Origin of the sequence: Lysinibacillus sp. fls2-241-R2A-57, from assembly GCF_030209535.1 — a bacterium.
Classification (GTDB): domain Bacteria; phylum Bacillota; class Bacilli; order Bacillales_A; family Planococcaceae; genus Lysinibacillus.
The window spans coordinates 1-17,359 of record NZ_JARVRU010000199.1 but is presented as its reverse complement, the minus strand read 5'-3'; the positions used below and the strand labels follow the sequence as shown (position 1 = coordinate 17,359).

General features: G+C 37.3%; 20 protein-coding genes. 15 read left to right on the top strand and 5 right to left on the bottom strand.

Annotated elements, in window-relative coordinates:
* The first annotated feature begins 41 nt into the window (after positions 1 to 41).
* A complete protein-coding gene (locus QRN68_RS24220) occupies positions 42 to 917 on the top strand; it encodes a radical SAM/SPASM domain-containing protein (protein WP_285399804.1) in 876 nt (291 codons plus the stop codon).
* 133 nt (positions 918 to 1,050) lie between these two features.
* Here QRN68_RS24220 and QRN68_RS24215 read toward each other — a convergent pair whose 3' ends face one another.
* Positions 1,051 to 1,440 (bottom strand): helix-turn-helix domain-containing protein, encoded by a 390-nt coding sequence (locus tag QRN68_RS24215; RefSeq protein ID WP_285399802.1) that lies wholly within the window; start codon positions 1,438 to 1,440, stop codon positions 1,051 to 1,053.
* Positions 1,441 to 1,655: 215 nt separating this feature from the next.
* Between QRN68_RS24215 and QRN68_RS24210 the strand changes: the two genes are divergently transcribed.
* Positions 1,656 to 2,303 carry a restriction endonuclease subunit S gene (locus tag QRN68_RS24210; RefSeq protein WP_285399801.1) on the top strand — a complete coding sequence of 216 codons (648 nt, stop codon included), beginning with the start codon at positions 1,656 to 1,658 and terminating at the stop codon, positions 2,301 to 2,303.
* 77 nt (positions 2,304 to 2,380) lie between these two features.
* Here the strand turns inward: QRN68_RS24210 and QRN68_RS24205 are convergent, their stop codons facing one another.
* Positions 2,381 to 4,054 (bottom strand): ribonuclease J, encoded by a 1,674-nt coding sequence (locus QRN68_RS24205; protein WP_285399799.1) that lies wholly within the window; start codon positions 4,052 to 4,054, stop codon positions 2,381 to 2,383.
* A 203-nt stretch (positions 4,055 to 4,257) separates the two neighbouring features.
* Here QRN68_RS24205 and QRN68_RS24200 point away from each other — a divergent pair, with 203 nt between their 5' ends.
* On the top strand, positions 4,258 to 5,022 hold the full coding sequence (locus QRN68_RS24200) for a DUF2935 domain-containing protein (protein WP_285399798.1): 765 nt from the start codon (positions 4,258 to 4,260) through the stop codon (positions 5,020 to 5,022).
* Positions 5,023 to 5,122: 100 nt separating this feature from the next.
* Here the strand turns inward: QRN68_RS24200 and QRN68_RS24195 are convergent, their stop codons facing one another.
* On the bottom strand, positions 5,123 to 5,617 hold the full coding sequence (locus QRN68_RS24195) for a L,D-transpeptidase family protein (RefSeq protein WP_285399796.1): 495 nt from the start codon (positions 5,615 to 5,617) through the stop codon (positions 5,123 to 5,125).
* A gap of 241 nt (positions 5,618 to 5,858) precedes the next feature.
* Between QRN68_RS24195 and QRN68_RS24190 the strand changes: the two genes are divergently transcribed.
* The 5 genes from QRN68_RS24190 to QRN68_RS24170 all read left to right on the top strand — a co-directional run bounded on the left by QRN68_RS24190 (position 5,859) and on the right by QRN68_RS24170 (position 7,537).
* Positions 5,859 to 6,092, top strand: coding sequence for a hypothetical protein (locus QRN68_RS24190; protein WP_285399794.1), 234 nt, complete (start codon positions 5,859 to 5,861; stop codon positions 6,090 to 6,092).
* Positions 6,093 to 6,135: 43 nt separating this feature from the next.
* Positions 6,136 to 6,345, top strand: coding sequence for a hypothetical protein (locus tag QRN68_RS24185; RefSeq protein ID WP_285399792.1), 210 nt, complete (start codon positions 6,136 to 6,138; stop codon positions 6,343 to 6,345).
* 15 nt (positions 6,346 to 6,360) lie between these two features.
* Entirely contained in the window at positions 6,361 to 6,558 is a 198-nt protein-coding gene (locus QRN68_RS24180) for a gamma-type small acid-soluble spore protein (protein WP_285399791.1), read from the top strand.
* Between the two features lie 77 nt (positions 6,559 to 6,635).
* A complete protein-coding gene (locus tag QRN68_RS24175) occupies positions 6,636 to 6,812 on the top strand; it encodes a cysteine-rich CWC family protein (protein WP_285399790.1) in 177 nt (58 codons plus the stop codon).
* Between the two features lie 143 nt (positions 6,813 to 6,955).
* Entirely contained in the window at positions 6,956 to 7,537 is a 582-nt protein-coding gene (locus QRN68_RS24170) for a DUF305 domain-containing protein (RefSeq protein ID WP_285399789.1), read from the top strand.
* An 83-nt stretch (positions 7,538 to 7,620) separates the two neighbouring features.
* On the opposite strand, the gene QRN68_RS24165 is transcribed toward QRN68_RS24170, so the two are convergent.
* Both QRN68_RS24165 and QRN68_RS24160 read right to left on the bottom strand, forming a co-directional pair.
* Positions 7,621 to 8,211 carry a metallophosphoesterase family protein gene (locus QRN68_RS24165; RefSeq protein WP_285399787.1) on the bottom strand — a complete coding sequence of 197 codons (591 nt, stop codon included), beginning with the start codon at positions 8,209 to 8,211 and terminating at the stop codon, positions 7,621 to 7,623.
* 87 nt (positions 8,212 to 8,298) lie between these two features.
* Positions 8,299 to 8,619, bottom strand: coding sequence for a hypothetical protein (locus QRN68_RS24160; protein ID WP_285399786.1), 321 nt, complete (start codon positions 8,617 to 8,619; stop codon positions 8,299 to 8,301).
* Between the two features lie 229 nt (positions 8,620 to 8,848).
* On the opposite strand from QRN68_RS24160, the gene QRN68_RS24155 reads away from it, so the two are divergent.
* The 7 genes from QRN68_RS24155 to QRN68_RS24125 all read left to right on the top strand — a co-directional run.
* The gene (locus QRN68_RS24155) at positions 8,849 to 10,345 is read left to right on the top strand and encodes a class I adenylate-forming enzyme family protein (RefSeq protein ID WP_285399785.1); all 1,497 of its coding nucleotides are present in this window, start codon (positions 8,849 to 8,851) and stop codon (positions 10,343 to 10,345) included.
* 364 nt (positions 10,346 to 10,709) lie between these two features.
* A complete protein-coding gene (locus QRN68_RS24150) occupies positions 10,710 to 11,696 on the top strand; it encodes a C39 family peptidase (RefSeq protein WP_285399783.1) in 987 nt (328 codons plus the stop codon).
* 171 nt (positions 11,697 to 11,867) lie between these two features.
* Positions 11,868 to 13,097 carry a carboxylate--amine ligase gene (locus tag QRN68_RS24145; RefSeq protein ID WP_285399782.1) on the top strand — a complete coding sequence of 410 codons (1,230 nt, stop codon included), beginning with the start codon at positions 11,868 to 11,870 and terminating at the stop codon, positions 13,095 to 13,097.
* Entirely contained in the window at positions 13,097 to 13,798 is a 702-nt protein-coding gene (cuyB, locus tag QRN68_RS24140) for a cysteate racemase (protein ID WP_285399781.1), read from the top strand. Before QRN68_RS24145 ends, cuyB begins: the two co-directional genes overlap by 1 nt.
* Before the next feature lie 216 nt (positions 13,799 to 14,014).
* Positions 14,015 to 15,163 carry a DEAD/DEAH box helicase gene (locus QRN68_RS24135; RefSeq protein ID WP_285399779.1) on the top strand — a complete coding sequence of 383 codons (1,149 nt, stop codon included), beginning with the start codon at positions 14,015 to 14,017 and terminating at the stop codon, positions 15,161 to 15,163.
* 1 nt (position 15,164) lies between these two features.
* On the top strand, positions 15,165 to 16,394 hold the full coding sequence (locus tag QRN68_RS24130) for an aminopeptidase (protein ID WP_285399777.1): 1,230 nt from the start codon (positions 15,165 to 15,167) through the stop codon (positions 16,392 to 16,394).
* A gap of 23 nt (positions 16,395 to 16,417) precedes the next feature.
* The coding region (locus QRN68_RS24125) for an SGNH/GDSL hydrolase family protein (protein WP_285399775.1) at positions 16,418 to 17,359 on the top strand (942 nt) is incomplete at its 3' end.

The window sequence follows — 17,359 nt, the reverse complement described above, 5'->3', positions numbered from 1 at the left end:
TAGGATTTGAATATATAAAGAACTGGAACGGTGAATCAACGTTGAGAACATTTAAAAAAGTTTATATAGAAATAACGAGTGTCTGTAATTTGGCATGTAGCTTTTGTCCACCAACTGCTCGTGCAAAGGGACTTATTAAAGTGGAACAATTTAATAAAATACTGGATGAAATACGTCCTCACACGAAATATATTTATTTGCATGTAAAAGGGGAGCCGCTTTTACATCCACGTATTGATCAGCTGCTTGACGCAGCACATGAGAAAGGTTTTAAAGTTAATATTACAACGAATGGTACACTGATTAAAAAGAATCGTGAAAAGTTATTAGGGAAACCAGCCTTACGCCAAATCAATTTCTCTTTACATAGCTTCGATGGTCATGAGGGATCGGAGAATCGTGAGAAATATTTAGGGGATATTTTGGACTTTGTTCGTGCTGCGAGAGAATATAATACGATTATTTCATATCGTTTATGGAATTTACAAAAGGAGCATGTAACGGATATTGCAGCGAGAAGAAATAGGGAAACGCTCGAAATTCTAGAAAATGAATATAATCTGGATTATCGCATTGAAGAAAAAGTACAGCCCGGTAAAGGTGTGAAGATTGCTAATAATATTTATTTAAACCAGGATCATGAATTCAGATGGCCAAGCTTACTTGAGCCTGAGGATGAAGGAAAAGGCTTTTGCCATGCACTTCGAAGCCAAGCTGCTATTCTTGTGGATGGTACAGTAGTGCCATGCTGTCTTGATGGTGAGGGCGTTATTAATTTAGGGAATGTGAACGAGAAATCCTTCACGGACATTGTTCAGGGTGAGCGTGCAAATAATATTGTCGACGGATTTTCACGAAGAGAAGCAGTAGAGGAACTGTGCAGAAAATGTGGTTATCGTCAAAAGTTTGGTATGTAAGGAATAAATCCATTTGGTTTTAGACTAAATGGATTTTTTATATGGACAAAATAAGGGCATGCTAAAACATTAAAACAGTGCACTAAGAATTATCGGAAAAAATTTGTAGGTAGCCGTCAAAACAGCTCCAATGTCATTGACTATTGGAGCTGTTTTTCTTTGATTGTGAATCGATCGTATCTAAAAAATCTTTCGTAATGCGTACTACGTATTTTACCTCGTCTAAATTGCGCTCCCTTAATACTGAGCGATGTATGTCAAGCATGAGGTTCTTTTCTTCAATATCAGTAACACCAGATAATTTTTGGAAATTAAAAAGCTCCTCAGGGACAATATCTAATGCTTTCATCAGCGATTCTAAAGTGCTCAATGTGATATTAGATTGCCCATGTTCAATATTTGAGATTCGTCCTTTACTAAAACCTAACTTCCCCGTTCTTTCTGCCACTTCTTCCTGACTAAGCCCCTTGGATACCCTAATAATACGGAGTTGTTCACCTACTAGCTTTAAAAAGTCTGACATATGATTCACCTCTATGTAAAAAGCTAGTGAAAAACATTAAAAATGCCTATACTATTATATTGGTATAATAGAGATATTGTTATCGTTAAATGGTACTATTGTTGGTAGGAAGGTTTTATTAAGAGAAAAGGCTTATGGAAAAAAACAGTGTTGATGATTCTTCAGTGGCTTGTTTTGGGTATACATAACTAAGTTAAAGATTGGAGGATTCAGGCATGGTAAAGCGTTATCGATTAGATGAAGTTGCTAAAATTGAAGAGGGAAAAATAGTACCGAGGAAGGAACATTTTGCGAATTCCGGATTCCCCTTAGTTACGGCAGAATCTTTAAAAAGGTTAATGTTGCATGGTGATATTGAACGATTACCAAAGATTAATAGGGTATTTAATAACGATTTTAAGTGTGCACTAGTACCGGCTAAAACCATCATTGTTACGAGAACTAATGTGAATAAATATATATATCAATGTGAAAATGAAGTGTGTATTGCAAATGATGTCGTGGCCATTATTCCAAATGAAACAATTATTTTAAGTGATTATTTATTGCATTTTCTTAGTTGGTATGAAATCAAAGAATGGCAACATTTGCATCAAATACCTATTGATATTCCGATGATTGATATCCAACAAAAAATGGTACAACTTTTAAATACGATTCAGCATTTATTAAAAAATAAAGAGTCATTGATAACAGCAGTAGAGGGACTACCACGGCATTTTGACAAATTTTCGATGCAAATAGAAAATCACTCAAAAAATTTACATCATGGATTTAACCAGGCTCAGAATCTTTACGATGTTATGCTTCACAAAATATTTAAAGGAGAGCTTTACAAAGAAATGCCCGGGACTGAACTTTAATAAAGATTCAAGGTCAATCGGGCTGCGGATAAAATTTAGTCGGTGCAAAGGGGAAAATAGCCTTCACACCGACTTTTTTAAATTTCGATAATTATAGGTAAAATCATTGGTTTTCTTTTTGTTTGAGAAAATAGATATTGACCGACAGCTCTTTTGATCTCTCTTTTTAAGACATGTATTTGCTGTTTCCCTTCTTCTTGAAGCTCAGTTGTAGTTTCTTTGACGAGTATATTTACTTTGTTCAAAAGCGCCTCAAAATCTTTAGCATAAACAAAGCCTCGTGAAATGGTATCAGGTTCTGAAATAAAGGCACCATCTACCTTATTTAGTGTTAAAACGATGACAAGCATGCCGTCTTCTGAAAGCTGTTTACGATCTCGTAAAACAATTCCTTCGACTTCACCGATTCCGATCCCGTCGACATACGTATCACCTGATGGGATTTTTCTTGTTTGTCTAGCCATTGCATTTTCAATATCAACAACATCCCCGTTTTTGATAATGAATGTATGTCCTCGTTTCACACCGACTGACTCAGCTAGCAAACGATGCTGATGCAGCATGCGGAATTCACCATGAATTGGAATGAAAAATTTAGGTTTCATTAGCGTAAGCATTAGTTTTAGATCTTCCTGGTGGCCGTGTCCTGAAACATGCATTCCTGTATGACTAGAGGAGCCATAAATAACCTTTGCACCTAGCTGGAACAAATTGTTGACGATTCGTGAAACACTCTTCTCATTCCCTGGAATAGGAGATGAAGCAAAAATAACTGTGTCATCAGGCAAAACTTTGACTTCGCGATGATTGCCACTTGCTAAGCGAGAAAGAGCAGCTAATGGCTCTCCCTGACTACCCGTACATAGTACAACAACATCTTCAGGTGGAAGATATTTAACCTCACGAGCATCAATTAATATATCCTCTGGAACGTCTAAATATCCTCGCTCAAGTGCCACATCTACAACATTCACCATACTACGCCCAAGTAGAGCAAGCTTTCTATTTGTAGCAATCGCTGCATCTACAATTTGTTGAATACGATTAACATTAGAAGCAAAAGTAGAGATAATGATTTTGCGCTCGGCATGTAAAAATGCATCTTCAATATGATGACCGACAAGCTTTTCTGATGGTGTTAACCCAGGTCGTTCGGCATTGGTACTTTCAGAAATAAGCACTAGTACGCCTTGCGATCCTATTTCAGACATTTTATGAATATCAGCAAATTGATTATTGACAGGCGTTAAATCAAATTTAAAATCGCCAGTGTGCACTACATTTCCTTCGGGGGTATTAATAACGATTCCTAAGCAATCAGGTATACTATGGTTCGTTCTAAAGAAACTAACATCAGCTTGTCCGAAATTTAATGATGAATCGGAATGAATTTCTATTAAATCGGTCTCTCGTAAAAGCTTATGCTCTTTTAACTTTAACTCGATTAAGCCAAGAGTAAAACGCGTCGCGTAAATAGGAACATTTATCTTTTTTAAGAAATAAGGAATACCACCAATGTGATCTTCATGCCCATGTGTCACAATTAATGCTTTAATCTTTTCTTTATTTTCTTGTAGGTACGTAATATCAGGGATTATTAAATCAATACCTAGTAAGCTTTCGTCTGGAAACTTAGCACCACAGTCGATAATTAAAATATCGTTTCCATACTGTACTCCATACATATTTTTACCAATCTCATTGATGCCACCTAAGGCGAAAATAGATAATATATTATCTTTCGTGGACAAGCATATTCCCTCCTAATTTTTAAGGTCAATTAAATGAAGATGCACCTTAAATAAAAATTGAATTGGTTCGTTACTACAGCATTATGTAGTATAGCTTTAAGCGTTTCATCCTATACGAAAACTTACTTCCCAAGGAGCATTAATATTATATTTCCAAGAAGAATAGAATAGAGGAACGTATAGAACGAAGGAGATGTGACTGTTTGTCGAATTATGTACAGCATGCTGTATTTGAACATAGGTTTTGGCTAGGGATAATGAAAGATCACGCACAATTTATTCATGATTCATTGTATCCATCAGAGACTGAGGAAATTAAAAAAGCAAGCTCATTTATCCACAAATTTTCTCAGCTTCTTGCCTATGTAAATTCGTTAGATGCTAGTAATGCGGTTTCCTTTTCACTTACTGTCGCTGAGGCTGTAGAACAACTCAAGGAATTTAAGTTTCATATCCTTAGAAAGCAATTAACGGGAGATATTAATATTCATCTTTCGTCTTCCTTTATCAATCATATGGTGAATGAATTAGTGGAGTATCAAAATGTTCTTAACTACTTGAAGAAAGGCGAAGTGCCACCAATCTTTCATGAGCTACATCATCACTTAGTATGGCTGTTAGATGCATCTGGACATGCAGGTATCATTAATGATGATTTAGATGGTGTAGAAAGGAGATTACGCCAAAAAAGTACTACCTTTGCTCAACATTTTGAACAATTTTATTTAAAGGCAGTAGAGCTTACAGGATATTTGCGTGCGAACATAAACTCTTTCCCCGCATTGAATCGCTTTAATCAAGATGTAGAGATAGAAATGAAATTATTTAATACTTTTTTACGTGAGTTAGAGGAAATGGAATTAAGTGCAGAAGTACTAGGAACATTTACAGCTCCAATGGCCGATCATATGCTAAGAGAGGAGCAATATTATTTATCGAAGCTCGCACAATCTAGAGGTGAAGATTAATTTACACTGAAGAGGTTATTTTAGATATAACCTCTTCAATTAAATCAGCATAATGTTCCGATAAAACTAAAAAACATTCCGATAAAATCTTAGAATTTTTTTAAGGATGGATAAAAACTCCAGTGCCAATTGGAACTATGCTTGCAAGCTCTTCGACATCCTGATTATGCATGCGAATACAGCCATGTGAAACTGCATGACCGATAGAGCTAGGATCATTGGTGCCGTGTATACCGTAATGCTCTTTAGATAAACTCATCCACATTGTTCCAAACGGACCGCCAGGATTTGGAGCCTTATTAATAATAATAAAATTGCCGATAGGCGTATTGTGTAGCATTCTACCAACTGCAATTGGGTATTGCTTTTGAAGAATATTGTCTTTATATAACCGTAGCCAACGATTTTCAGTAGAAATTTCTATTCTATAAGGAATTGTATTTGGATCTGGAAAACCAGGTATAACAATTTGTTGTCCGATATAAAGTACATTTGGATCTATCCCAGGATTAGCTGCAAGTATAGACGATAGCGGTGTACGATAATTTCTAGCTATTTGCGCCAATGTTTCGCCTGCTTTAACTGTATGGATCAAAATCATCACCTCCAATAAAATAAGGCTCATCACCAAAAAATTATGTGTATACGTTGATTAGAGCGAACGCCCTAGCCGGAACGGAAATCAACTCAACGTTTTGGTGATGCGCACAAAATAATTCCTTTCATACAGGTTATGCTGAAATAGATAAATATTTTCGTGAGGATAGCAACTACAGTTAATTGGATAGGATAAGCATTGAACAAATCATAATCAGTAATCGAGGAGTTATTTATAAATGAAGGAATTTAAAATTACTTATTTCTTTGATGAAATGCATTATGTAAGAAGATTTATTCATATTGAGTCACAGGAAAAAGCAGAAGCATTAGTTCGAAGCGAACGAGATCAATATATATCCTTTACAGATAGCAGAGGGATTTATCATGAGCTGCATACAAGAAATGTTCGGGTCATTCAAATATCTGAATATCACCGTGTCGATAAAAGTGCAAAAATAAAAGGCATATAGTTTGTCTAATATTGCACATACTAAAGATAAAGGAGTGTGAAAGATGGACATAGAAAACGTACCACATGAGAAAAAGATATTTATGAATTTAGCAAGCAAGAACAAACCAGACATGGTTGAATCAGATACTATTAGTCTTTTCGATTTACATGAAGATATGCAAACGGTAGATGCTATACCGATTAAAGAGCTAAATAAAAAAGTGAAAAGAGAAGGCGATGAATTAATCGAATTGCAGCCTGATGAACTATAGAAGGTAGGGATTTGTATGACTGAACAAAACGAGACTCAGTTTACTTCAGCTGGAACTGATATTCATGAAGTAAAAAGAAAAAATGCAGAAGCTGGTTTATCTTACAATGAAGTAAAAAAGCTACTAGCCCAAAGTGGTGGGGTCGGTACAGAAATATATAGTGATACCGACAAGGAAGAAGTAAAGCAACAGATTCATGGGAAAAATCAATAAGTTATTGTGGAGGAGTATGAAATTGAGTACTCCTCTATTTTTTATTTTACAATGTAGAAATGTAAGGAGGTGTACGAATGGAGGAAAACAATTGTCCGTTATGTGGGCAAGAAAATCATTGTGGGGTAGTAAAAGGGCAAAAGGATTGCTGGTGTATGACGGAAAAATTTCCTGAGAAAATCTTTGAAACGGTGCCTCAAGAGCATAATCAATGTATTTGTCAAAAATGCTTGGATACATATAAAAAAGAATAGTTCGTTTTTGTGGCAAAAGCACATTGTCGGCCATAAATTACTTCTATCAAAAACGATGGGCAATAAATGATTATCAAATTGGTACAATTGTCTACAGCACTACAACCTATCAGGCATACATTACTCTGAAAGGAGTGTGTCTAATGGCTAAACCAATTGTACTTAGTAATGTTACACAGGCTTATTTAGCGGAATACCAAAGGATTCTCGACAAAATGATTCAGGGCATGACCTATGTAACTATTACATGTAGCATTTCAGAAAATTTTATTAAGCAAATTTTACCGCATCAAGTAGCTGCTATTAAAATGTCAGAAAATGTTTTGCGATACACAACAAATCTACTTGTACAAGAACTTGCATTAGAAATAATAGAAACAAGTACAGAGACTGTTGAATGTCTCGAAGCGATACAAAATAGATGCTGTATCGTGCAAAATTCAGAATATGAATTGTACGAATATATGTGTGCATATAAAGAAATTACTGAAGTAATGTTCAAGGCAATGAGCTTACCACCAGTTTCTAATAACATTAATATAAATTATCTTCGAGAGATGATTGTTCACCATCAGGGCGGAGTTCGACTTGCGCAAAACGTTTTAAGGTTCTGTATTTGCCAAGAATTAATACCAATCCTTAAAAATATGATTAAAACGATGTGCGATCGAATTTGCGATATGGAAAAATTACTTGATGCTTTACAGGATTGTGAAAATTGCTAGATTGGTGAAAAAACGCTAGAGTCGAAATCGATTTTAGCGTTTTTTTGTCGTATGTAGACTTGCGTAAATCTTAAAAACGAACCTTAATTGACAGAAGAAGCGCACATAAACGTTACTGTTCGTTTATCACTATCGTAGAGACACCACTCACGGTGATCCACAACAGAGCCAACATTGATGCCGTAGTGCTTTTCTTGTAATGCAATCGGTTGGCCAAAGCGAATGTGAATAGGTAGCTTTTTATTTTGATGATAAAGACCAGATTCATGACTATGTCCGAAGAAAAGCAGCGGTTTTTTGAATGGGGGGAATGTAGGTCGCCATGTCACACTCCATTGAAATTGATGTCCGTGCATAAGTGTTGCACCATCAATTTCCATTGTTTCAGGTAGCTCTGTGAAACGTTTGATGCCAGTTACACGTGTAATACGCTCCTCCTGATTGCCACGAATAGAGGGGAATGTTAGTAAATTTTCGAAATCATTATCCACTATCGCAGCTCTTTGTAGCGGTAAATTGGACATTGTTTGTGCCTTTTTTTTACTTACAGTACATTCATATAAATCACCTAATCCTAACACCCTTGCATCTTTCGCAGTTTGCTGAATGTGCGCTAGAACTGCCTTCGTATCTTCTATATTAGAATGTAAATCTCCTAAAAGTGCGTACAGCATTTTAACCAGGCCTTTCCTAAAAAATAATTGTACAAATATCATACACCTAACAGAAATTGATAGAAAAGTAAAATGTCTGGTTCATCATCAAAACGTGTGGTTGATTTCCGTTCCGACTGGGCGCTTTGTTGCTGCCGCTTCGCTTTCGCACAGATAAAACACTTGTAGCTGACGCTTCGCTTTCGCTACAGAAAACATTTGCCGCTGACGCTTCGCTTTCGCGCAGATAAAACAATTGCCGCTGCCGCTACGCTTTCGCGCAGAGAAAACACTTGTAGCTGCCGCTACGCTTTCGCACAGATAAAACATTTGTAGCTGTGCACAGAGCAAAGCTTCCTGAGGGCGTCCGATGAGCCGCTTCACTCGCAAGACTCGCTCCAGGGTCTCATCTGTGACGCTGATCCCCAAGGAGTCGCCCAGCTGGAATGGAAAAGAACTAATATACAGGGCATCTATCTCTAACTTTCTGTGAAAATCCCTAATTTTCTCTTATGTGTAGAAAAATTGCTAAATTTCGCATAGATTGATAAAATGTAAGAGTAATTTTCTGAATTTTCATATTATTAGAGCGGTAAATCTTTTATGGAGATTCTATGCATTATGAGGGTTATAAATATTAAAAATTGGGGGGCTTTTGATGACGATGTTAATGACAGAAATTGTTCAAAACTATGCTATACAACAACCAAATGGAATCGCAACGTTATACGACGGAGAAAAGATGAGCTATAGTGACTTTTATAAACGTGCAGAAAAATTTGCAGCGTACTTACAAGAGCAAGGCTATGAAAAAGATGATGTGATTGCATTATACACGCTTAATTCAGATTTATTTTTAGTCGCTTATATAGGCGTTCAATTAGCTGGCTTTGTGGTAATGCCTATTAATACAAAATTAGCTGCCCCAGAGGTCGAATTTATTTTTAACCATTCAGAAGCTAAAGGTCTTATTTATGATGAAAGAATAGAAGAAATACTCGCTGATATTCCATATACTTTCCAGCATCGTGTTGGTCTTCTAGAAATGAAGGAAATGATTCAAAGCTATGATGGTAAGCTAAAAGTTATAAAACTGGAGCCTGATGATACTGCTGTTGTTCTATACACTTCTGGTACGACTGGTAAACCAAAAGGAGTGATGTTAACGCATCAAAATATTGTATCCTCTGCGGAAATATGGTCATTATCTATGGATATGACCAATGAAGATAGAATGTTTATTTGTACGCCTTTATTTCATTGTGCAGGGCTTCATGTATTTGCGATGCCGATGTTTTATAAAGGTGGTACTCTTGTTATTGAAGAGGCTTTTTCTCCGACAAATACATTAGAGCAGCTAGCCACAACGGCAGCGACAATTTTCTTTGGTGTTCCGGCCATGTATTCAATCATTTTAAATACACCTGACTTTAAGGAACACGAGTTTAAAAATTTACGTTTATTATGTTACGGGGCAGCGCCTATGCCGTATGAGCTTGTTAAGCAAGTGAAAGAAACATTCCCTAATGTGAAGGTACAAAACCTATATGGACAAACTGAAAATTCTCCTGCTGCCACTTCCCTGTTAGATGTCGATGCATTGACAAAGATTGGATCAGTAGGAAAACCATTAGCACAGACAGAGGTCCGCGTTGTCGATAGCTTTGGTGAAACTGTGCCAGCAGGTGAGGTAGGAGAAATTTGTGTCAAAGGACCTCAAGTGATGAAAGGCTATTTACGTAATCCTGAAGAAACAGCGAGAACAATGAAAGATGGCTGGCTCTATTCAGGAGATTTAGGACGTTTTGATGAAGAAGGCTATCTCTATATTGTAGATCGTAAAAAGGATATGATCATTCGTGGTGGGGAAAATATTTATCCTATCGAGATAGAAGAGGTTTTATATCAACTACCAGAAATTTTAGAAGCAGCCGTTGTAGGTTTACCACATGAAGTATATGGTGAAGTTCCGAAAGCATTTGTCGTCTTGAAGGAAGGGAAATTCCTCGATGAAGAGGCAATATTGGCGTATTGTCGGACTCAGCTTGCGAAATATAAAGTGCCACATGAAATTGAATTTTTAGATGAATTGCCACGTAATGCTTCCGGTAAAGTTTTAAAGCATACATTGCGTCCAAAAGTAAGCATTCCCTAAACCTAGCGTGTAAAATGTAAAACTCAAAAGTAGTAAGATGATTATACCTTGATGGGGCGTCCGCTGAATGAAGGTTATAACTTGAGTCATTTCATAATCCGTGACACAGATGTTTTTGCGCGAAAACGAAGCATCAGTAGCTTGAGTTCCTCTATTTCAGTAGCTGTTTGGACACTACTGAAAAGGAACCACATTTGCATTCATCTCACCAGCTTCAGAAATGGGAGTCCTCTGACGAATGAAGATAAAGTGAACCAAGTTAAAATAGGAACGTCTATGAAATTAGCGTATAATAGAGTCTATGACAAATTGAAATAATAGAATTGAAGTTTTATCTTCAAACTGGATAGGAGCGGAATTTGTCTTGTGGACGGGGTATAAACGCCTTTTATTAATAGGTATTATGATAATCATGCTACTTTCGAGCTGCAATCCATTTTCACAGCAGGAAAAGCAAAAGAGTGAATTGACTGTGTTAACGGTAGAGTTTAATAGTGGTGCACCGATTCCTAACCTTTACATAACTGCCACAGATGTAAAGACGGGTGAAGTAGTTGAGGATGTGGTTGGCTCTGAAGAGGGCGAAGCAACATTTTCGAAACTTAAAGAGGGACGGGAATATGCTATTGCTGCAACTACGCTTGAAAATAGTACAACAAACGATGGCTATACGACAATCGAACATTTTACGTATGATGCAACAAAGCCGTATTATCGATTGCAAACACATTTTTCAAGGGACGAGCAGGAGCTAGATGTACCAGTTGTTATGCAAAATCCTGAACTACCGCATGGCTGTGAAATAACATCGTTAACAGCAGTCTTAAATTATTATGGTATGAACGTTACGAAGCTTGAAATGGCTGATAAGTATTTACCAAAGCAAGATATACGAATTGTAGGAGGACAACGCATTGGTCCAAATCCTGAGAAGGCTTTTGCGGGTGATCCTAGTGATAAAGCGGAGGGTATGTATGTCTTTGCAGCTCCAATTGTAAAAGCCGCAGAAGCAGTAATAGCAGATAAAAAGGCAGATTTACGTGTCACAAATAGGACGGGTGCCTCACAGGACGAAATATTACAGCTTGTCCGTGAAGGAGTACCAGTTGTGACATGGGTTACGTTAGATTTATCAGAACCCAAAACAAGTCCACCTAAGGGCTGGATATATGAAGGTGAAACAGAGTCGCGTGAAGCTTATATGAACTTGCATGCTGTTGTCTTAACAGGGCATTTAGGAGATAAAGTAGTTGTCATGGACCCATTAAAAGGCTTTGTCACTTATAATGTAGATCAATTTTTTAAAAGCTATCAAAAGCTAGGTAAACACGCTGTAGCAGTTCATAAATAGATTCAAGAGAGCTATCAGGAGTACAAGGAAAGTATGTTACACTAATAAAAAAGACTCATCACCAAATAATAGGATAATATTCGATAAAACGTCCATTTATACAAGTCGGAACGGAAGTCAACCCCATGTTATGGTGATAAGCCTAAAAAAAGCTAAAGTGAGTTGAGTAGAATGGCTATTGAGCACGCTTTTTTACCGGTTTTATTAGGAGATGAAATGAATGCTTACGGTATGGCAAGAGCATTTTACGAGTCATATGGAGTTAAACCACTAGCATTAAACCATACAAATATGGAGAAAATACAACAGAGTGACTTATTAACATTTCGTGAAGTACCAAGACTCCATATTGAGGAAAGATTTATAGTCGCTTTAAAGACAATTGCTGAAGAATTTGCAGGTAAAAAACTACTGTTATTAGCCTGTGATGAATTTTATGTGAAAAAAATTGTACAACATAAAGAAGAACTAGCTGAATATTTTGTAGTTCCGTATGTTGATGCCAAACTGGCTAACCAGCTATTAACACGTGAGAGTATGTATGAACTTTGTGCGAAGTTCGGCTTTCACTATCCGGCAATGCATGTTTGCACCGTCAATGACTATGAGGAATTTGACATTCCTTTTGAATATCCGGTTGTCATTAAACCTCTGAATATGACAAAGTATGCTACATGTATTTTTCCAGGTAAGAAAAAAGTGTATATTGCAAAAGATAGCGACGAAAAGGAAGCTATTTTCCACGCCATTTATAAGGAATCTGTATACCGAGATGACATAATGGTACAGCAATATATACCAGGCGATGATGCTCATATGTGCGTCGTCAATGCTTATGTTGGGCAAGACAGTAAGGTAAAGCTGCTTTCTGTAGGGAACCCAATTTTAGAGGAGCATTCTCCAGAGGGGATTGGTCGCTATGTAGCCATAATGACAGCATATGATCAAGACTTAATGGATCATGTGAAATTGTTTCTAGAAGAGATTCGATTCCAAGGCTTTGCCACGTTTGATATGAAGTATGATGAACGTGACGGTCAATATAAGTTATTAAGTATTGAATTACATAATGAACTTTCCAATTATTATGTGACAGCAAGTGGCTATAATTTAATGCAATATGTTGCGGATGATTTTATTCGAGGAAGCAAGCAACAACTAACCTATGTTCAGAATAAGCATCTTTGGACGATTGTGCCAAATGGTGTACTCTTTAAATATGTACAAAATGAACAGCTAGTAATTGAAGCGAAGAGTCTTATTCGCCAAGGAATGGCGACGGATTCCATCTTTAATTATAAAGATATGAATGCGAAGCGTTGGTTGAATATAACGCTAGATAATTTAAGTTTTTATCGCCAATATAAGAAATATTTTAACAACAAAGGTCTGTCAAACTAATGAAAAAACAAACTTTAGGTATAATAGGTGGCGTAGGTCCACTTGCAACGATGTTTATCGGTGAAATGATTGTAAGACGTACGAAGGCAACGAAGGATCAGGAGCATCTACATACAATCATTGATAATGATACGAATATTCCTGATCGTACAGCCTTTATTTTAGATAATACAAAGGAAAATCCAGTTCCAGTGATAGTCGCAGATGCTAAAAAGCTTGCTTCTGTAGGAGCAGATGTGATTGCTATCCCATGCAATACGGCACATACCTTTTATGATGATATCGTTGAAGGCTCTCCAGTGCCCGTTTTACATATGATTCGTGAAACGGCAAAGCGTGCCTATGACTTAGGGGCAGAGCGTGTCGGCATTTTAGCGACAACAGGTACATTAACTTCACGTATGTATCAAGATGCGTTAGAGGAATTTGGTATAAAACCTGTTGTCCCAGACGATAGTATGAAAGAAAAAGTCATGTCTATTATTTACGATTATGTAAAGGCTGGGAAAGATGTCTCTCAGGAGGATTGGCAGCCGATAGAAGAGGCGATGCTTGCACTTAATTGTGATCGTATCGTGTTAGGATGTACAGAATTATCTATCGTCAATAGAGATTTAAAGCTAAGTGATAAATATATCGACTCACTAATTGTTTTAGCAGAACGTGCTATTTTAGCATGTGGCTATGAAATAGTAGGTTAACCATTGTATTACCAAATAAAATCTGCTCGCTTTTTGCGGGTAAGCCTCAAGCCTTAAGGAAGCTCAAGTGAAAGGGTTTTGTAGCTTACAAATTCCGTATATGAGCGAGCAGATTTATTTGATTGAAACGATTAGATAAAGGTTTACGTACATATGAAGTAGGAAAATGATTAGTGTGTTAAACTAGTGTCAAGCAGATAGAAGGTGGGAAATTACATGTCAGTAATTAATTTATTAAAAGAAGATTTACAAGCAAAATGGAAATTTGAAGAGCCGATGAAAATTCAAGAAGAAATGATTCCTGCAATGCTTGAAGGCAAAGATATTGTAGCCGAATCGCCGACAGGATCGGGGAAGACGTTAGCGTATGTACTTCCTTTATTAAATAAGGTAAACGGTTCAAAAAAACAAACACAAGGACTTATCGTAGCCCCATCACAGGAGCTTGCAATGCAAATTGTAGAGGTTATCCGTGAATGGACAGCAGGTTCTGATATTACGGTTCAACAACTAATTGGTGGTGCAAACTCCGCACGTCAAATCGAAAAGTTAAAGAAAAAACCGACGATCGTTGTAGGAACACCAGGCCGATTAAATGAATTAGCACGTGCAGGAAAATTAAAGCTAAAAGAAATTGAAACAGTTATTTTAGATGAATGTGATCAGTTACTTAGTCGTGAATATCGTGTCGTAGTAAAATCCTTTATCGAAGGTTCAGCATATGGGCGACAAATAGTTGTTGTTTCAGCAACAATTACGGAAGAAATTGAATTAGTAGCTAGTCGCATGATGTTCGAGCCAGTACGCTTCAAAATTAAGCCTGAAGATATGTTAAAGGTTGGTAAAGTTGTACACTCTTTCGTGAAAGTGGAGGAGCGAGATAAAACTGATTTCCTACGCCGACTATCACATACAGAAGGATTACGTGCATTAGCTTTCGTCAACAATATAGATCAATTGCTGATGAAGGAAACGAAATTGCAATACCGTGCGGCACCGATTGTGACTTTACATTCTGACATGAAGAAAGAAGAACGTAAAAAGACGTTAGATGCATTCCGTAAAGGAGAAGCGCGTATTTTAATTGCAACAGATATTGCTGCACGTGGTTTAGATATTGCAGGTTTAACACATGTTATTCATGTTGATGTCCCTAGAACAATTGAGCAGTATTTACATCGTTCTGGTCGTACAGGTCGTGCTGGAGCAGATGGTGAAGTATTGACGTTATTATCTTATCGTGATGAAAAAACATATAAAAAATGGACAAGAGAAATTCCAGGCAAGCCTGTACAAAAAATATGGCACGATGGCAATCTAGTGGAAGGCAATTCAAAAACAATTGGACAGAAGCGAGGTAAATAATATGACTTTTGAAGAAAAATTACAAGCATACGCAGAGCTTGCAGTAAAAGTTGGTGTCAATATTCAGCCAGGGCAATACTTATTAGTCAATACATCAGTGGATGCACTGGACTTTGCACGCTTAGTTGTGAAAGAGGCTTATAAGGCTGGAGCAGGTCGTGTTCATGTAAACTTTTCAGATGATGAAATGGATCGTGCTTACTTCGAGCATGCCTCAGATGAAGAATTTAATCGTTTCCCGGAATGGGTAGTTAAAATGCGTGATGAGGTAATCGAACGTAAAGGGGCGCTATTATGGATTGATGCTGCAGATCCTGATAAATTAACAGGAATTCCAGCAGACCGTCTTGCAACACATCAAAAGGTATCAGGAGCTGCACTGAAAAACTATCGCAACGCCGTAATGAAGGATTTAATAGCCTGGTCGATTGTTGCTGTGCCTTCTCCAAAGTGGGCGGCGAAAGTATTCCCGAAGCTTGCTGCTGAAGAACAAGTACCAGCATTATGGGAAGCTATTTTTAAAACGGTTCACATTGGTGAAGGTAATGCTGTTGAAAACTGGCGTGAGCATGTAACAAATTTAGAATCTCGTGCAGACCTTCTGAACAATAAAAAATATGCGAAGCTTCACTATAAAGCGCCAGGTACTGATTTAACAATTGCATTAGCACCACAGCATAAATGGCTTACTGGAGGTAGTAAAACGCCAGATAATAATGTCTTCATTGCTAATATGCCAACGGAAGAGGTTTATACGTTACCGCTGAAGCAAGGTGTAAATGGTTATGTCAGCAATACAAAACCATTAGTTTATCAAGGGAATATTATTGATGGCTTTAAACTGACATTTGAAGAAGGCAAAATTATTAAGGCTGAAGCGCAGGTAGGGCATGATTTATTACAGGAGCTCATTAATGTAGATGAAGGCTCTTGCTATTTAGGTGAGGTGGCACTTGTACCACATGAATCACCAATTTCAGCATCGGGAATTTTATATTTTAATACATTGTTTGATGAAAATGCATCAAACCATTTAGCGATTGGCGAAGCTTATCCAACTTGCTTAGAAGGTGGAAGAGATTTAGAAAATGGACAGCTTGAAGCGTTAGGTGCAAATATTTCAGTAACACATGAAGACTTTATGATTGGCAGCGGTGAGATGGACATTGACGGTATTTTACCAGATGGAACTGTAGAGCCAATTTTCCGCAAAGGTAGCTGGGCATTTTAAGTAAAGAAAAGGAGCCTGCGCAGATGAAACGATTACTAAGCTTAATTGGTACAGTTATACTTACGATGGTATTTGGTGTTTCATCTGCTTTTGCTCAGAGTGAAAACTACCTGTCAATTGGCGATTCCTTGGCAGCTGGTCAAACACCTTATCGACAGGTTGATACAGGCTATAGTGATTTAATCGCCATAAGACTAGGGGTGACTGGGCAATTGAGTTTCTATACGAAGGAGCTCGCTTTCCCAGGTTTCACTACAGCTGATGTCTTGAAACGAGTAAAATCAGAGGAAGCAAGTGACTTATTAGCGAATGCAACACTGATCACTATTTCGGCAGGTGCCAACGATTTACTACGTCTTGTACAGGTTAATCCAACAGCTGGTACATTAGCCTTTTCACAGCTACAAACTGATTATGCATTAAATGTTGTCAGAAAAAATATGGTAGAGATTTTAGAGGAATTGAAAGTACGAGCACCTAAAGCAAAAGTCTATGTAATGGGCTATTATTTTGCTTATCCAAATGTGCATGCTTCACAAAAAGAAGGCACAAATGCACAGCTCGTCAAGCTAAATACGATTTTACAGCAACAGGCAGAACAGGCTGGTGCAACGTATGTAAACGTATATGATGCTTTCGGGTTAAACGCGACGAATCTTTTACCCAATAGTTCAGACGTACATCCAAATTTTGAAGGCTATCGCCAAATGGCCAATGCATTTTTACATGAATATAGTGGAAGCAACGCACTAGCTATTTCTTCAAATGAATTGCCAAAGCCTAACCCGATATCATTTGAGCAGATTTTAGAACAGCAAGAGACGGCTGAGCAGAAACAAGAAAAAGAAACAGAAAAAGAAAAAGAAAAAGAAACAGAAACAGAAACAGAAAAAGAAAAAGAAAAAGAAACAGAAACAGAAACAGAAACAGAAACAGAAACAGAAACAGAAACAGAAACAGAAACA

Coding starts and splice junctions, on each gene's coding strand:
- QRN68_RS24215 (WP_285399802.1), bottom strand. CDS start 1,440: ATGTCAGACTTTTTAAAGCTAGTAGGTGAACAACTCCGTATTATTAGG.
- QRN68_RS24210 (WP_285399801.1), top strand. CDS start 1,656: ATGGTAAAGCGTTATCGATTAGATGAAGTTGCTAAAATTGAAGAGGGA.
- QRN68_RS24190 (WP_285399794.1), top strand. CDS start 5,859: ATGAAGGAATTTAAAATTACTTATTTCTTTGATGAAATGCATTATGTA.
- QRN68_RS24185 (WP_285399792.1), top strand. CDS start 6,136: ATGGACATAGAAAACGTACCACATGAGAAAAAGATATTTATGAATTTA.
- QRN68_RS24180 (WP_285399791.1), top strand. CDS start 6,361: ATGACTGAACAAAACGAGACTCAGTTTACTTCAGCTGGAACTGATATT.
- QRN68_RS24175 (WP_285399790.1), top strand. CDS start 6,636: ATGGAGGAAAACAATTGTCCGTTATGTGGGCAAGAAAATCATTGTGGG.
- QRN68_RS24170 (WP_285399789.1), top strand. CDS start 6,956: ATGGCTAAACCAATTGTACTTAGTAATGTTACACAGGCTTATTTAGCG.
- QRN68_RS24165 (WP_285399787.1), bottom strand. CDS start 8,211: ATGCTGTACGCACTTTTAGGAGATTTACATTCTAATATAGAAGATACG.
- QRN68_RS24155 (WP_285399785.1), top strand. CDS start 8,849: ATGACGATGTTAATGACAGAAATTGTTCAAAACTATGCTATACAACAA.
- QRN68_RS24145 (WP_285399782.1), top strand. CDS start 11,868: ATGGCTATTGAGCACGCTTTTTTACCGGTTTTATTAGGAGATGAAATG.
- cuyB (WP_285399781.1), top strand. CDS start 13,097: ATGAAAAAACAAACTTTAGGTATAATAGGTGGCGTAGGTCCACTTGCA.
- QRN68_RS24135 (WP_285399779.1), top strand. CDS start 14,015: ATGTCAGTAATTAATTTATTAAAAGAAGATTTACAAGCAAAATGGAAA.
- QRN68_RS24130 (WP_285399777.1), top strand. CDS start 15,165: ATGACTTTTGAAGAAAAATTACAAGCATACGCAGAGCTTGCAGTAAAA.